This window comes from Nostoc sp. C117 (genome assembly GCF_043099735.1).
Taxonomy (GTDB): Bacteria; Cyanobacteriota; Cyanobacteriia; order Cyanobacteriales; family Nostocaceae; genus Nostoc.
In genome coordinates this window covers 7,168,635-7,183,338 of the sequence record NZ_CP170991.1, presented here as the reverse complement: position 1 = coordinate 7,183,338, position 14,704 = coordinate 7,168,635, and the positions used below count along the sequence as shown (strand labels likewise).

10 protein-coding genes and 1 pseudogene are annotated in these 14,704 nt (G+C 42.8%); 9 read left to right on the top strand and 2 right to left on the bottom strand.

Features of this window, described 5'->3' with window-relative positions:
• Positions 1 to 173: 173 nt before the first annotated feature.
• The 9 genes and pseudogenes from ACFG4S_RS30690 to ACFG4S_RS30650 all read left to right on the top strand — a co-directional run bounded on the left by ACFG4S_RS30690 (position 174) and on the right by ACFG4S_RS30650 (position 13,000).
• Positions 174 to 1,250 (top strand): PstS family phosphate ABC transporter substrate-binding protein, encoded by a 1,077-nt coding sequence (locus ACFG4S_RS30690; RefSeq protein WP_392532658.1) that lies wholly within the window; start codon positions 174 to 176, stop codon positions 1,248 to 1,250.
• Between the two features lie 303 nt (positions 1,251 to 1,553).
• Complete coding sequence (locus tag ACFG4S_RS30685; protein ID WP_392532657.1) at positions 1,554 to 2,735, top strand: aldo/keto reductase; 1,182 nt, start codon at positions 1,554 to 1,556, stop codon at positions 2,733 to 2,735.
• Positions 2,736 to 3,167: 432 nt separating this feature from the next.
• The gene (locus tag ACFG4S_RS30680) at positions 3,168 to 4,361 is read left to right on the top strand and encodes an NAD(P)/FAD-dependent oxidoreductase (RefSeq protein WP_392532656.1); all 1,194 of its coding nucleotides are present in this window, start codon (positions 3,168 to 3,170) and stop codon (positions 4,359 to 4,361) included.
• A 202-nt stretch (positions 4,362 to 4,563) separates the two neighbouring features.
• Positions 4,564 to 4,671, top strand: a pseudogene (locus tag ACFG4S_RS30675) (IS5/IS1182 family transposase); the annotation flags it as partial.
• Between the two features lie 47 nt (positions 4,672 to 4,718).
• Positions 4,719 to 5,366, top strand: a complete 648-nt coding sequence (locus tag ACFG4S_RS30670) for an HAD-IA family hydrolase (protein ID WP_392532655.1) — start codon at positions 4,719 to 4,721, stop codon at positions 5,364 to 5,366.
• Positions 5,367 to 5,488: 122 nt separating this feature from the next.
• A complete protein-coding gene (locus tag ACFG4S_RS30665) occupies positions 5,489 to 6,634 on the top strand; it encodes an alkaline phosphatase family protein (protein WP_392532654.1) in 1,146 nt (381 codons plus the stop codon).
• A 224-nt stretch (positions 6,635 to 6,858) separates the two neighbouring features.
• Positions 6,859 to 7,719, top strand: a complete 861-nt coding sequence (locus ACFG4S_RS30660) for a Tab2/Atab2 family RNA-binding protein (RefSeq protein ID WP_392532653.1) — start codon at positions 6,859 to 6,861, stop codon at positions 7,717 to 7,719.
• Between the two features lie 270 nt (positions 7,720 to 7,989).
• Positions 7,990 to 9,303, top strand: a complete 1,314-nt coding sequence (locus tag ACFG4S_RS30655) for a TldD/PmbA family protein (protein WP_392532652.1) — start codon at positions 7,990 to 7,992, stop codon at positions 9,301 to 9,303.
• A gap of 1,012 nt (positions 9,304 to 10,315) precedes the next feature.
• On the top strand, positions 10,316 to 13,000 hold the full coding sequence (locus tag ACFG4S_RS30650; protein WP_392532651.1) for a chloride channel protein: 2,685 nt from the start codon (positions 10,316 to 10,318) through the stop codon (positions 12,998 to 13,000).
• 48 nt (positions 13,001 to 13,048) lie between these two features.
• Here the strand turns inward: ACFG4S_RS30650 and ACFG4S_RS30645 are convergent, their stop codons facing one another.
• The gene (locus ACFG4S_RS30645) at positions 13,049 to 13,240 is read right to left on the bottom strand and encodes a hypothetical protein (protein ID WP_392532650.1); all 192 of its coding nucleotides are present in this window, start codon (positions 13,238 to 13,240) and stop codon (positions 13,049 to 13,051) included.
• A 396-nt stretch (positions 13,241 to 13,636) separates the two neighbouring features.
• Positions 13,637 to 14,602 (bottom strand): acetamidase/formamidase family protein, encoded by a 966-nt coding sequence (locus ACFG4S_RS30640; RefSeq protein WP_392536117.1) that lies wholly within the window; start codon positions 14,600 to 14,602, stop codon positions 13,637 to 13,639.
• Between the last annotated feature and the right edge of the window lie 102 nt (positions 14,603 to 14,704).

The following is a 14,704-nucleotide window of genomic DNA, read 5'->3' as shown; positions in this document are numbered from 1 at the left end:
ATTTAAGTAAGTAGGCGAGAAGAAAACCAATTCGCAATTCGCAATTAAATTAATAGCTCTTAACTACTTTACTAAAGCTTTACTGATGGCTTAAATACTTAGAAGGTATTATAGAGTAAATACTTATAAATTACTGTAGGATAAATACAATAAACTAAACAAAATTTAAACATATGGACAATACAAACCAAAGAAAAGCTTTAATTAACGCCGAAATCGCTCTCTTTCTTAGAGGTTTGATTATTGGTAAAGTACTGACACTTATGGTTATTGGTGGATTGCTTTGGTGGTTACTGAAACCAAATTTATCATCTCGGAACAGTATTAACACTGCCAGCAATCAAAGTTTAAACACTCTCTCTACTACCGCATCAACTTTTCAGACAATTGCTGATGTCCCCACTGGCTCATTTAACTACGGTGGTAGTACAGCTTGGGCATCTATCCGGCAATTGGTAGATTCTCAGATTCAGAGCGATCGCCCTGAACTACAATTAAACTACGTAGACCCTGCTAATGGTAGCCCTGGCTCTAGCTCAGGTATTCGGATGTTGCTTGATGGACAACTCGATTTTGCTCAGTCTTCCCGTCCCTTGACAGATAAAGAACAAGCCATTGCAAAAGAGCAAGGCTTTTCCCTTGAGCAACGTCAGGTAGGCATTGATGGGATAGCAGTGGTAGTCAACCCATCACTCAAAGTAACGGGTTTAACTGTTGACCAATTACAGCAGATTTATTCTGGGCAAATTACTAACTGGGAACAAGTAGGTGGGCCAAATCTACCAATCACACCTTTCTCCCAACGACCAGAAAACGCAGATACAGTTATATTTTCCAGCAATGACAACTTGAAAAGGCAAGAACTTGGCTCCAATGTACAGTATGTCTACTCAAGTACCGAGGCAGTGCGCCAACTGAGCAAAACCCCTGGTGGTATATATTTCGCTTCTGCTCGTTCAGTAGTACCTCAGTGTAGTGTCAAGGCTTTACCATTGGGTCGCACTTCTGATAATCTAATTGCACCTTACCGCGAACCTATGGCTTCGCCTGAGAATTGTCTACGTCAGCGCAACCAAGTGAATACTGAGGCGATCAAAAATGGTAGCTATCCAATTACTGCTGAGTTGTTTGTAATTATTAAGCAGAATAAGGGGCGAGAACAGCAAATTGGGGATGCCTACGCCAAACTTTTATTAACTGACAAGGGACAAAAAGCAATTGAGCAAGCTGGTTTCGTTGCAGTTCGCTAATAGATTTGCAGGACAATTAAACCGCCCTTCTGGGATTTTTAGGAATTACGAAGAAATAAATTACTACTACTTACTTGTGTAGTGGAGCGAGATGCCCACTCCACAATAAGTGGTTGAGTATTTTTATTTCTCAGTCCAAAATTGGTCTACAGCGCTGGCTCGGCTTTGGGCTATTTCAAACAGCGTAAAGGTTTAGCAATGCTAAACTCTTTTAATCTTGCGCTAATAATTATGAATTAGATTATAAATTATTTTGACTTTGGTTGTTAGATTTTAAGTTGGTAAGTAATCCATAATCCACTAATGCTATACAGACGATTTGGACGCACAGAATTAGAGATGCCAGTCTTTTCCTGCGGTGGCATGAGATACCAGTTCAAATGGCAAGATGTTCCTGAGTCAGAAATTGCTGCCGATAACCAAGAAAATCTGGAAGCAACTATCAGAAGGGCTATGGAGATTGGTATTAATCATATTGAAACTGCCCGCGGTTATGGCACTTCCGAAATGCAATTGGGAAGAATATTACCCAAGTTTCCCCGCGAAAAGTTGATTGTTCAGACTAAAATCAGCCCAGAGGAAGATGCAAATAAATTCCGCAAGACTTTTGAACAATCATTACAATATCTCCAGCTAGATTATGTTGACCTTTTAGGTTTGCACGGCATCAATACTCCTAAGTTGTTAGACTATAGCATCCGTCCTGGTGGCTGTTTAGATGTGGTACACCAGTTGCAAAAAGAGGGAAAAGTTAGATTTGTTGGCTTTTCTACACATGGATCAACAGATCTAATTGTCAAAACAATTAATACTAATCAATTTGATTATGTCAACCTGCACTGGTACTACATTAATCAATGGAATTGGACGGCAATTGAAGCAGCTAAACGCCATGATATGGGGGTATTTATCATTAGCCCATCAAATAAAGGAGGTTTGTTATATCAACCACCGCAAAAGTTAGTCAATCTTTGCGCTCCTTTAAGTCCAATGGTCTTTAATGACTTGTTTTGTTTAAGTCATCCAGAGGTGCATACCTTGAGTATTGGAGCAGCAAAACCAGAAAATTTTGATGAACACCTGAAGACTTTAGAATTAGTGGAACGAGCATCAGAAATTCTTCCACCAATTTTGGCACGGTTGGAACAAGAAGCGATCGCCACTTTGGGAGAAAATTGGCTAAAAACTTGGCAAGATAATTTACCTACATTCGAGCAAACCCCTGGTGAGGTAAATATTCGGGTGATTTTGTGGTTATGGAATTTAGCGATCGCCTATGATTTGGTAGACTATGGCAAAATGCGCTATAACCTGCTTGGTAATGGCGATCACTGGTTCCCAGGTAATAAAGGCGATCGGCTAAAGGAATTAGACTTGCGGCAATGTCTTGCCCAGAGTCCTCACGCTGATAAAATTCCAAAAATCTTAGCACAAGCACATGAGGTGTTAGCTGGTGAAGAGATAAAACGGTTGTCTCAGAGTTGAGGATGACAAACTTAGTTTTAATGATGTAAGTCAGTGCAATTAAAGCTAACTGCCTAATACCAATTTTTTATGAAGCTGCATATAATTCGCTCCCCCCTAGCCCCCCTTAAGAAGGGGGGAACCAGAAAAACATCTATTCAAGTCCCCCTTTTTAAGGGAGATTTAGGGGGATCAAGATATGTGCAACTTCACGTTAAATTGGTATAAGGATGTTATTTGTCCTTGCTCATTATTCATTGGTAGAGGTCTTCAGCCTATTTATGTTTATTAACATAATTGGGTTTATTTCCACCGACTTACTGACTAAGTTTTTACACATTAATAAATTGTATGAAAGATAATACTCGGATAGTTGGGTTATGGCAACAGAGCAAAAGAAATCATTACACTTAAGTTAGTTGCCCTCCTAGCATTGACCGTCCCATAGAATCGATGACTCAACAAACTTCTAGAATCTGTATTCTTGGTGGAGGCTTTGGTGGTCTCTATACCGCCTTGCGTTTAAGCCAGTTATCTTGGGAATCTACGGAAAAACCCGAAATTGTTTTGGTAGATCAAAGCGATCGCTTTTTATTTTCTCCCTTTCTTTACGAATTACTCACTGGCGAACTGCAAACCTGGGAAATTGCCCCACCATTTGAAGAACTTTTACAAGGCACAGGGGTGCGTTTTTATCAAGGAGTTGTATCTGGAATTGACATCGACGAGCAACGGGTAAACTTACAGGAAGGACTGGAAATTCCTTACGACCGATTAGTGTTGGCGCTAGGAGGCGAGACACCACTAGATTTAGTACCTGGTGCCACACCCTACGCCTACTTATTCCGGACAATCTCTGACGCTTATCGTTTAGAAGAACGCCTGCGATTTTTAGAAGAATCCGATGCGGAGAAAATTCGTGTGGCGATCGTTGGGGCTGGCTACAGTGGTGTAGAGTTGGCTTGTAAATTAGCCGACAGACTAGGCGAAAGAGGACGCTTTCGGGTGATTGAAATCGCCGATCAAATCTTGCGAACTTCCCCAGAATTTAACCGTGAAGCAGCCAAGAAAGCTTTAGACGCGCGTGGCATATTTCTTGATTTAGAAACCAAAGTCGAATCAATCGCCCAAGATACCATCTCCCTAGAATATAAAAACCAGGTAGACATAATTCCGGTAGATTTAGTCATTTGGACTGTGGGAACACGAGTTGCACCCGTAGTCAAATCTCTTTTCCTCAAGCAAAACGATCGCGGTCAAATCACCACTACATCCAATCTACAAGTCGTCGATCATCCAGAAATCTTTGCTTTAGGAGACTTAGCAGATTCTCACGACGCTGAGGGACAACAAATCCCCGCCACCGCGCAAGCAGCTTTTCAACAAGCTGATTATGTTGCTTGGAATATCTGGGCTTCTCTTACTAATCGCCCCTTACTTGCCTTCCGCTATCAACAGTTAGGAGAAATGATGGCATTGGGGAAAAATAACGCCACCCTCACGGGTTTAGGAATCAAACTAGAAGGACCCTTAGCATACGTCGGTCGTCGTCTTGCCTATTTATATAGATTGCCAACTTTAGACCATCAGCTCAAAGTTGGTTTTAATTGGCTAGTCCGTCCTATTATAGAAACACTTTCTAAATAGGGGACTGGGGACTGGGGATTGGGAAGAGGCAGGGGGCAGAGGGGATGGAGTTAGAGTGGAAACACTTACTGTTACTTACTTTCTAGGGCGTGTTTTCAAAGTCGTTATATCTTAGAAAAAAGGCGATCGCTATCTATAATAGATAGTCACGATCAACCGAGGAGACTTAAGTAACCAGCAGTGGGAGAGATTCAAATGGTTACTAATCAACGGATTAAATCAGTTTCGCCGCATCGCTACCCGATATGAGAAACTTGCTACAAATTATACAGCTATGATTACGATCGCCTTCATTCTCTTGTGGTTATAGTTTGAAAACACGCCCTACTCTCCAATCCCCAATCCCCAGTCCCAATTATGGAACAACCGAAAGTTATTTTTTTAGATGCTGTAGGTACACTCTTCGACGTTAAAGGGAGTGTCGGTGAAGTTTATAGTCAGATAGCCCAGGAATTTGGCGTTACAGTTTCGGCTGAAACATTAAATAAAACATTTATCCAAAGTTTTAAAGCAGCGCCACCGCCCATATTTCCAGATGCAGAACTGCAAGATATTCCCCAGCGTGAGTTTGATTGGTGGCGGATAATTGCCCTGAACACTTTTGAAAGTGCAGGTGTTCTCAAGCAATTTTCTGACTTCTCGGCTTTTTTTAGCGAACTTTACATTCACTTTGGCACTGCTGAACCGTGGTTTGTTTATCCCGATGTTTTACCAGCTTTAATCAACTGGCGACGTTTGGGAGTTACTTTAGGGGTGCTGTCAAATTTTGATTCCCGGATTTACTCAGTACTGCAAAGTTTGGGATTGAGAGATTTTTTTAGCTCTATTACTATTTCTACCCAAGTACGTGCAGCGAAACCCGATCCGGAAATTTTCGCCATTGCTTTAAGCAAACATAAATGTTCGGCAGAGTCAGCATGGCATGTTGGCGATAGCATTATAGAAGACTACCATGCAGCGAAAGCCGCTGGCTTGAGAGGTGTTTGGATTAACCGTGAGAGATGAGGGAGATATCTAAAGGGAATTGAAGTCTAAAATAGCTATCTTTGAGCGATCGCCCATAATTGATTTGACAGAAGAGACAGTTTATACTTAGCTGCTAATCTTCATAGCAGTTTATGGTATTTATGTCACCACACCAAACATCTAAAAAGATTATTCTTGCTCTGTGTTTATTTAGCTTAAATTTCAGTGCGATCGCTTGCTCAGCAAAATCTCAAGTATCTAACAAGATAGAAACCAAACAACAGCCTACCATTCCTGAAAACACAACAATAACAGTCTCAGAACCAACAAAGGAAGACAAGGCAATTCCTAAATACGAGCATATTTTTGTAATTGTAGAGGAAAACAAGTCTTACAATCAGATTATTGGTAATCCCAACGCCCCAAACATTAATCGACTGGGAAAAACCTACGGTTTAGCTACCCATTTCTACGGCGAGGTACATCCTAGTGAGGCCAACTATATTGCTATGTTGGGTGGCAGCACTTTTGGTATTCATGATGACGACGCTTTTTATTGCCAGATTGGTAGTTCCGATCAGTTTTGTCACAATTCTCATAAGCCTGACTATGTTAGCCATACCATCACCGCTAAAAGCTTAACCGATCAATTAGAAGAGAAAGGTCTAACTTGGAAGGGTTACTTTGAAGACATTCCTACCCCAGGTTCTAAGGCCGTTGTTGCTCCTAGCCTGTCCCGTGGGCTATACGCTTCAAAGCACAACGGTTTTATGAACTTCAAAAAAGTACAGGAAGATCCGAATTTGCCAAGAAAGATTGTGGGTTTTGACCAGCTGGCTACTGACTTAAAAAGTGGTAATGTTCCTAACTACACTCATATCATACTTAATCAATGTCATGAAATGCACGGTTTGCAAGAGTGCCATAACCTGCAACCATTAATTAAAACTGGTGATAATATGATTGGTAAAATTGTCCAAGAAATCACCACATCAAAGCTTTGGGCTGCATCAAGTAATAATGCGATCGTTATTACTTGGGACGAAGACAGTAATCCGCGTAAAAAAATTGGGACTGAAGGTTGTTGTGGTTTTGAACCCAAGAGCAATGCTAACTTTGGCGGTGGTCACATTGCGACAATTGTTATTACTAACCACGGTTCACGAGGTGTAGTAGATAAAACACCCTACAATCATTACTCACTATTACGAACCACTGAAGACGCTTTCGGGATTTACGAGTACCTAAAGCAAGCGGGGGACACAGCTAAAGGAGTCAAGCCCATGACGCTATTGTTTGCAAAATAATAGATATGGGAATGGGGCATGGGGCATGGAAGGGAGACAAGGGGACAAGGGGACAAGGAGATAAACAAAACTTCTAACTTCTAACTTCTAACTCAGCACGGGCTAAACCTTAGCTATCCGCTAACAGGACTCTTTTGCCCAATGTCCCAACTACAAATGCTGCACTAAGACTCGTATGATCGAGATATCAGGAAAACATAACAGCCAGCTTTTTACCGTAAAACATGGGCAGTATTTGGGAAATCGATTTTTACTCTCGTCCAATTTTGGACGCTAATCAAAAAAAAGTTTGGGAAGTTTTAGTCTGCGAAAGTCCCTTGGATATTAGCACAAGAACAGATTCTTTGTTTCGCTATGCTCAATATTGTCCAAGTACCCAGGTAAATTCGGGCTGGTTGCGGACAGCATTGGAGGAGGCTATTACCCAAGCTGGAAAGGCACCAATAAAAATTCGCTTTTTCCGCCGCCAAATGAACAATATGATTACCAAAGCTTGCCAAGATGTGGGTATTCCCGCGCAACCTAGCCGCCGCACTTTGGTTCTCAACCAATGGTTAGAAAAGCGCATGGAGGAAGTATATCCTCAAGAACCAGGGTATCAAGGGGGGGCTAATCCCTCAGTACGCTTGGAGAAGCTTTTACCGCAACGTTTACCCGATGCTTTAGAAGGACAGCAATGGGTATTTGTCACCTTATCAGCTGCGGATTTAGCCCAGATGCCAGAGTGGGAAATTGGCTTTGGTGAAGCTTTTCCTCTAGAGTTGGCGCAAGTTTCACCCGAAACACGTATTCCTGGTATTTTGATTTTCTCACCGAGAGCGTTACCCTTGGCCGGCTGGATGTCTGGTTTGGAGTTGGCTTTCTTGAAAGTTGACACCAGTGAAGAGGCGAGATTGCTTTTAGAAACTGGTGTTACTGAAAGCTGGATTGTGGCAAATATCAAAAAACCTCAAATCTTAGCAGAAGCCAAGGGTTTTGAAGAAGCCAAGCAAAAAGCTAATGGAGTTCATTTTATTGGTGTACAGTCAGATCCCAAAGCAGAATCATTTGCTGGTTTTTGGCTGTTGCAGGAGGTTAATCTTTGAAAATTGGGAATGGAGACTGGGGAATGCGGGAGATGAGGGAGACAAGGGAGACAAGGGAGAATAATAACTCCTAACTCAGCACTCTTTTGCCAATGACAAATGACTAGATACGTTGAGACATGACAATGATTTGGGATAATTAACTGCGTCCATCAGCGTTGATCTGTGGTTCAAAATCGCAACTGCAAAGACACGCTGATGATTTTTGGATAGTTATCTGCGTCCATCGACGTTGATATGCGGTTCAAAATCCACAATTCACTAAGGGTCATGGGTTCTGAAAACTTGTCACAAGATACACTAGCAGAAGAACTGCTGGAACTAGCTATAAAATCTGGAGCAGAAGCAGCTGAGGTGTATCAGTCGCGATCGCTTTCTCGCCCAGTGTTTTTTGAGGCCAACCGACTCAAGCAGCTAGAAACCAGTCAATCCGAAGGTACAGCACTGCGGCTTTGGCGAAATGGGCGTCCAGGACTCGCTGTAGCTTATGGTTCTGTCCCAGCCCAAGTGATGGTGGAAAAAGCTCTAGCTTTGAGTAAACTTAATCAATCGGAACCTGTAGAGTTAGGCTCCAATTTTCAGCCATCCTACCCAGATTTGGGAGAAAGTGTGCCGATAGAGGTTTTGGTGGATTGGGGCAAAGAAGCGATCGCCCTCATCCGCGATGCCTACCCGGATGTTGTCTGCAATGGTGACTGGGAATGTGATGTTGAAAACACTAGACTAGTCAATACTCAAGGTTTAGATTGTCACTACACTGATACTACCCTTAGCTGCTATATGTCAGCAGAATGGGTACGGGGTGATGATTTTTTGAGTGTTTCTGATGGTTTAACCAAGCGGGGCGAACTCGATCCAGAGAGATTAGCTAACCAAATTTTACAGCGGTTAATTTGGGCAAGAGAAAATGTTTCATCTCCTAATGGTCGCGTCCCGGTTTTGTTTACTTCTAAAGCCGCTGATATGCTTTGGGGTACTGTACAAGCAGCTTTGAATGGCAAGCTAGTTTTAGAAGCAGCTTCTCCTTGGGCAGAACACTTGGGTAATTCAGTAATGTCATCTAGTCTCACCCTATACCAAGATCCGGAAGCTGGTCCTTACAGCTGCCCTTTTGATGATGAAGGCACACCTACGCAATTTTTAGTATTTATCGAAAACGGAACTTTAAAGCATTTCTATGGCGATCGCACCACCGGACGCCAACTAAATACTCACACCACTGGAAATGGTTTTCGTCCTGGTTTGGGTAGCTATCCCACCCCTGGTTTATTTAATTTTCTGATCCAGCCAGGTTCGGCATCGTTACAAGACTTAATTCAAGAACTGGATGATGGCTTGATTGTGGATCAAATGCTAGGTAATGGTGGCAGTATTTCTGGAGATTTTTCGATCAACGTTGATTTAGGTTACCGCGTGCAAAATGGTCATGTAATCGGCCGCATTAAAGATACGATGGTTGCAGGTAATGTCTACACAGCTCTTAAACAATTGGTTACACTGGGCAACGATGCTGATTGGAATGGTTATTGTTACACCCCATCTCTGATATTAGAAGGACTATCTACAACGGGGAGAAGCAATTGAGACAGGGAGCGTAGGCAGGAGGAAGCTATGCCTAACTACATAGAAATTAGGCTGTGAAAGCTCTGTATTGCACCGAGTGCTGTTACGCTAATGCACTATGCATCTTAAAAATACAATTTTTCTTTTTAAATTGGGTTTTATATCCAGAAATAAAGTTTTCAATCATACTCAGGACTTACACAGAATTATGAAAAAACGAACCGCATTTGCGCCGCGTCTGGTTAGAAAAGAACGCAAAGGACACGAAGGAAAGAGGGTTGCAGAGAGTTTTTGCGTAATATCATGTCCACCTAATTAGTTATAATTCCTGAATTTATGCAGAAAGCCCAAAAACGCCTCTTTTCTGCTGCTCTGCCCCTTTGCGGTCTTAATAGACCTCTTGCAAAAGTGCTTTTTGCAAGAGGTGGGTTTGGGGAAAAGGTTAAAGGGGAAGCAATACTTTTCGGTTAAACCCAATAATCTCTCTTTTGGTCTGGGGAAAGGTTAAAGGGTAATGGGGAAAGGGAAATTCAAACCCTTTCCCTTTCCCCTTTCCCCCAAAACCCGAAAAGTATTGAAAGGGGAAGGGGAAAATACAAAACCTTTCGCCCGCCCCTTATCCCCTTCTTGGGACCCCACCTTCCCCTTTTCCCGACTTCTGCAAGAAGTCTAATGATAGGGACTTCCAAAAATTAAATTACTCAATTCCTGTATCCAATACGAATATCAAATTTCTTCTCCCTCTGCCCCCCGGTTACTGAGCGACTTGCCCTGAGGACTTGTACTGAGTTTCGACTACGCAAAAATCGAGCGTTCGCGTAGCGTCTCCGTTAGGAGAAGTCGAGATTCAACTACCGCGTAGTCGAAAGGAGTCGAAGTATGCCCCCCTACTCACCAAAGCGACTGATTATTTTTTTAGTTTGAAGTCCCATGAGTCTTTAATCTGGACACGATATTAAGTTCTAATACTTCTTTGCTCCTGCCCCCTGCTCCTGCCTCCTACCTTATCTCATAACACAATAAATTTGGCATCATGTGGTATTTACTTATCTTCCAGCGCTTTCGGCAACTGCTACAACCACGGCGTCGTTTAGCAATTTTTGAAGCTTGTCTGATTGGTTTGGTTTCCGCTCTTGCAGCAGTCTTACTGAAATCGGGGGTGGGATTGTTAGGGGCGTGGCGAGTGCAGACATCGCTGCTCTTACCAGCTTGGTTCGTACTCCCAAGTATCGGACTCGCCTTTGGATTCCTAGCGGGATGGCTGGTTGAACGTGTAGCACCGGAAACTTCTGGGAGCGGTATTCCTCAGGTGAAAGCAGTGCTAGCTCGCATACCAATTGCTCTAGATTTGCGGGTTGCTCTGGTCAAGTTAGTTGGTGGTATTTTGGCACTGGGTTCGGGACTAGCTTTAGGGCGGGAAGGACCAACAGTTCAGGTGAGTGCAGCTTTAGCATCTCAACTGAGTCGGTGGTTTCCTACTTCACCAGAGCATCGACGCCAGTTGATTGCCGCTGGTGCAGGAGCAGGATTAGCAGCTGCCTTCAATACGCCGATCGCAGGTGTGTTGTTTGTAGTAGAAGAACTATTACAGGATTTCTCTGAATTTACCTTGGGTACTGCGATTCTGGCTTCGTTTATCGGTGCTGTGGTCTCCCGCATATTGGGTGGTCGCAGCCTGGATCTCAATCTAGCATTAACTGCTTCCAAGACAGACTTTTTTGTTCAAGATATTCCCTTTTATTTGGTGTTGGGGGTTGTGGCTGGATTGATGGGGGCGCTGTTCAATCGCGGGATTATTGCCAGCTTAACTTTTTACCGCCGCTCTCTACGTTTTGGCTTACCTGCTCGTGTGGCGTTGGCTGGATTCGTCTCGGGGATAATTATCGCATTACTTCCGCTAGCGTTTCGAGATAATACTGGTCTGCGGGAAATTTTAATTACAGGTGAGGCTAGCTGGTCAATAGCTGCGATCGCCTTTTTCTCTCAGTTTATCCTGACTCTTGTAGCTTATGGCTCTGGTGTGCCAGGAGGATTATTTGCTCCCGCTTTGACCCTTGGGGCTGCCCTTGGTTACTTGGTGGGTATGGGAGAACACAGTCTGCTGGTTCCTTTCGGCATCGCCACTGGATTACCTATTACCTATGCTTTGGCAGGAATGGGCGCATTTTTTACTGCGGTTGCTAGAGTGCCAATGACGGGGATAGTAATCGTATTTGAAATGACTACAGATTTCAACTTAGTATTACCCTTAATGATTGGCTCGGTAACATCGTATCTAGTGGCCGAAAAGTTAGCCCCAGGCTCGCTATACGACAAACTTTTGGCGTGGAATGGCATTACTATCGAAAAAGCTGCTCCGGCGGGGGGGATTATGACAAATTTGACAGCCAAAGATGTTATGCAGCAACAAGTAGAAACTCTCGATACAGAGATGCCTTTAGATGAAGTAATGCAAGCATTTGCCCGTTCTCACCATCGTGGTTTTCCAGTGGTGGAAGAGAACAAGCTTGTAGGAATTGTGACGCAATCAGATTTACTCAACATTCGCGATCGCAACTTAGCAAATGATACTCCCTTAGGGGAAATTATGACCGCTGCTCCAGTGACAGTAACACCAATCCATACCCTAAGCAATGTACTGTATTTACTCGATCGCTATCAAATCAGTCGCTTACCAGTGGTGGATGGACGAAAACTGATTGGGATTATTACTCGTGCAGATATTATTCGGGCAGAAGCAGACCATCTCAATTGTGATGATAGAACACCAAAACTGCGACCACAACCTTCTTATATAGTTTATCAAACGCGATCGCCCAGCACTGGCAGAGGTAGATTATTAGTACCAGTAGCTAATCCCGAAACAGCGGCTATTTTGTTACAAATGGCTGCTGCCATTGCCCGCGATCGGCACTATGAAATAGAGTGTGTACAAGTAATGCTCGTGTCACGGCACAGTTCCCCCTCGGAAACACAGGTAAGAACTGCGAAAAGTCGCCGCTTACTACGAAACGCGGAAGTCTTAGCTAAAAAGTGGCAAATTCCCCTGCACACACAAATTCGAGTTACTCACGATGTCGCCCAGGCAATTTTAGAGACAATCAACGAAGAACACATCGACCTGATTCTAATGGGATGGAAAGGTAACACATCTACCCCAGGTAGGATTTTTGGCAATGTAGTAGATACGATAATTCGCCAAGCCAGCTGCGAAGTAGTTTTAGTAAAGTTGGGTAGGACAACCCACACCCCACTCCTCACTCCCAACTCCCCACAGGCTAAACGCCCCGCTACCGCTAACACCACTCAGCACTCCTTTAACCGCTGGCTAGTCCCAATGGCTGGTGGTCCAAATTCACGAATGGCGATAAAATTGCTCCCGGCTTTAGTAACCTTGGGAAATGAACCGCAAATTCGCCTAACACAGGTGTTTAAACCATCTGAACTCAAGCCAGATATGACAGTTTTAGAACATGGTATTCGTCAGCTGATGGGACGGCGGAAATTATCTAGTACTGTAGTTGCTCTCCCAGTACAAGCTGATTCTGTTGCTGAAGGTGTGATTAAACTAGTGAAAACCGAAGGTTATGATGTTGTAGTTTTGGGAGCTTCGCGTGAGGGATTGTTGCAGCAAGCGATTCAAGGTAATATTCCAGAAGCGATCGCCAATGGTGTAGAAAGTACAGTCATTCTGGTGAGGGGTGCGATTAACAATTAAAAACTACCTAATAATTAAACATTAGAACATACTTATTGATTCATTGAATTAGTGGTAAAAAATACCAATAATCAAAGTAAAAATTATTGGTATTAAGATTGGAATAGCAACCACAAGTCCCCACTTACCAAACTTAATCTCCTCACCCTCAGATTTTAAAAAGGCAATCCAACCTACAACTCCCATCAAAATCCAAATACACCCAAAAACAAGAAATATAATAAACACTGAATCTTCCATTTTTCAAGCAACCGAATTATTTCCTTAAATTGTAACTAATGTAACGAAATATCTAGAGCCTATGTGATTTTTGAAATACACGTAGTAGTTAGTCACATTAAGTTTGCAAGCTTCAAAAAATTATCTGTGCCACCGCGTCTCCGTGTCAGCTTTAACCTTTCAGAACTAGTAGTCTATCCCATAAGTTCTGAAGGGTAATACTAAATTGTGATTAACTGTACTGTACTCAGTCAGTGTAGGAGTATGTCACAAAAAGAGGTTTCAATTTGGGAGTACGAGCGCAATATTAATCAGGTTTGCGTAGATTGACATTTTCCTACAGAAGATGCAAGAGTTAAGCTTTCAAAGATTTATCCAACTCTGCAAAATTAATGGGATAGACCACTAGATTGCAAGTTATATGTTGACCGTTTTAGATAAAATTGATTTTGGCAACATTCCATGTACACCTTTTTGGGGGCTGTTCACAACTTGAGTAATGCGAAAATTAACAGCTAAACTACATAATACATAAGCATCTTCTGGCGACAAATTAATGAAGCGTTCCAGAAAATCAATCATATTTTTTAAAGCCAGTTCTAAGGCTTCATCTAAGGTTTGAGCAAAACCCATTGTGATAATATCAGTTGGAGTTTCCGCAATTGGTGTTGTCAGTTGTAAATCTTTGCGAAGTTTGAGGGTGATTCTACCGTTCATGGAAGTTTCAATGGCGGTGACATTTACTTCACCGTCTCCCTGTGCGGAATGCCCATCGCCAATGGAAAATAAAGCACCTGGGATAAAAATTGGCAAAAATACACGAGAACCTGCTTGAAGTTCGCGGTTATCGATATTACCGCCATAAGAACCTGGTGGGACAGAAGTTCGAGACGTTTCTGGGGTAGCAACACCAAGAATCCCAAAAAACGGTTTGAGGGGAATTTTTATGTCAGCACCGGGTGGAAATTTGGCGATATTATTTGCTAAATCCAGAGGAATGAATCTTAAGGCTGGTTGAGGAAACTGATGTGGTAAAGCTCCCCAACCTGTGCGAATGGCATTGAAACCTACTGGTAAACTAGGGGCGATCGCTTCTAATTTTACTTCTAAAACATCCCCTGGTTCCGCATCTCGCACATAAATTGGCCCTGTAAGTAAATGCGGTCCCCCAGCAATTTTGCGTTCTGGTAGCAGATTTTGACAAATATCGAGAAATTCTGGTGTGAGAAACTCTGGTGGTGCTTTTTCATAAACGTAATAACCAGTGTAAGTTTCTACGTCAACTGTATCGCCAGAATCAATCGTCAGTGCTGGGTTTAGCAGATGGGAGAAACCACCCAAATGTACAGTTTCCTTGGTAGCTTTTAAAATGTGCTGAGCGATCGCCCTACCTCCTTCTCACCCTGAGAACTTCCAAATAAAAAATATCCAACTTTTCTTCTATACCTTTGGCTAAGGGTGGACATTGTAACGCCCACCCTACAA

Excerpts from the sequence above, each read along its gene's own strand:
- ACFG4S_RS30690 (WP_392532658.1), top strand. The coding sequence starts at position 174 with ATGGACAATACAAACCAAAGAAAAGCTTTAATTAACGCCGAAATCGCT.
- ACFG4S_RS30685 (WP_392532657.1), top strand. The coding sequence starts at position 1,554 with ATGCTATACAGACGATTTGGACGCACAGAATTAGAGATGCCAGTCTTT.
- ACFG4S_RS30680 (WP_392532656.1), top strand. The coding sequence starts at position 3,168 with ATGACTCAACAAACTTCTAGAATCTGTATTCTTGGTGGAGGCTTTGGT.
- ACFG4S_RS30670 (WP_392532655.1), top strand. The coding sequence starts at position 4,719 with ATGGAACAACCGAAAGTTATTTTTTTAGATGCTGTAGGTACACTCTTC.
- ACFG4S_RS30665 (WP_392532654.1), top strand. The coding sequence starts at position 5,489 with ATGTCACCACACCAAACATCTAAAAAGATTATTCTTGCTCTGTGTTTA.
- ACFG4S_RS30660 (WP_392532653.1), top strand. The coding sequence starts at position 6,859 with ATGGGCAGTATTTGGGAAATCGATTTTTACTCTCGTCCAATTTTGGAC.
- ACFG4S_RS30655 (WP_392532652.1), top strand. The coding sequence starts at position 7,990 with ATGGGTTCTGAAAACTTGTCACAAGATACACTAGCAGAAGAACTGCTG.
- ACFG4S_RS30650 (WP_392532651.1), top strand. The coding sequence starts at position 10,316 with ATGTGGTATTTACTTATCTTCCAGCGCTTTCGGCAACTGCTACAACCA.
- ACFG4S_RS30645 (WP_392532650.1), bottom strand. The coding sequence starts at position 13,240 with ATGGAAGATTCAGTGTTTATTATATTTCTTGTTTTTGGGTGTATTTGG.